This is a genomic window from Curtobacterium sp. B8 (assembly GCF_000333315.1).
In the GTDB taxonomy this organism is placed as follows: Bacteria; Actinomycetota; Actinomycetes; order Actinomycetales; family Microbacteriaceae; genus Curtobacterium; species Curtobacterium luteum.
On sequence record NZ_BACW01000644.1, the window covers coordinates 1 to 883 of the forward strand.

At 71.9% G+C, this 883-nt stretch carries 2 protein-coding genes; both read right to left on the reverse strand.

The genetic code is table 11. The features are described 5' to 3' along the window. Nucleotides 1-25: 25 nt before the first annotated feature. A complete protein-coding gene (locus tag I59_RS17245; protein ID WP_022904934.1) occupies nt 26-631 on the reverse strand; it encodes a histidine phosphatase family protein in 606 nt (201 codons plus the stop codon). Beyond that, on the reverse strand, nt 628-883 hold a 256-nt coding region (locus tag I59_RS17250; protein WP_022904935.1), incomplete at its 5' end, for a CrcB family protein. The genes I59_RS17250 and I59_RS17245, both read right to left, overlap by 4 nt.

Here is an 883-nt window from a genome sequence, read left to right on the forward strand (position 1 = left end):
TCCCGTCCGATGGGGAGTCGCGACGTCAGTCGCGCGGCTGGATGTTCCAGGCGTCGATCACCGGGCGCCCGTGCTCGTAGCCGAGGATGCTCACCGAAGCGGTGCCCAGCTTGAGCACGGCACCGTCNTGCGGCGCCAACCGGATCCAGGCGGCGCCGAGTGCGCGGAGGACGTGGCCGTGCGCGACGACGATGGCGTCCTGGCCCTCGGCGAGGACGGGACGCGCACGGTCCAGGATGCGCTCGACGCGGACCCGGACCTCGGCGGCGTTCTCCCCCGGCGTACCACCTGCCGGCACCCCGTCGGTCCAGAGGTCCCACGGTCCGTGGCGCAGCACCTTGATCTGCGGGGTGGTCAGCCCCTCGTACGCGCCGTAGTCCCACTCGAGGAGGTCCTCGTCGAGCTCCGGGTCGACGCCGACCAGCCCCGCGGTGTCCCGTGCGCGCTGGAGCGGGCTCGACAGCGCGAGCGCGAAGGTGCGGTCGGCGAGGAACCGACCGGCACGCTCCGCCTGCTCGACGCCGTTCTCCGTGAGCGGGATGTCCGTGCGGCCGGTGTGCTGCCCGCTCTTCGACCACTCCGTCTCTCCGTGGCGGACGAGGACGAGTTCGCCGGGGCGTTCCGAGGTCATGTGTTCCTTCCGATGAGCAGGCCGAGCGCGGCTGCGCCGACCGAGACGACGAGCATCCCGAGGCCGTTCAGGACGGCGAGCCGGGACTTGCCGGATCGGAGGAGCTGCACGGTCTCGACGCTCGCCGTCGAGAACGTCGTGTACCCACCCATCATGCCCGTCCCGAGCACGGCGACCATCGGGAGCGGCAACGCACCGGCCTGCCCGAGCCCGGTGACGAGCCCGAGCACGAACGACCCGGTCACGTGATCA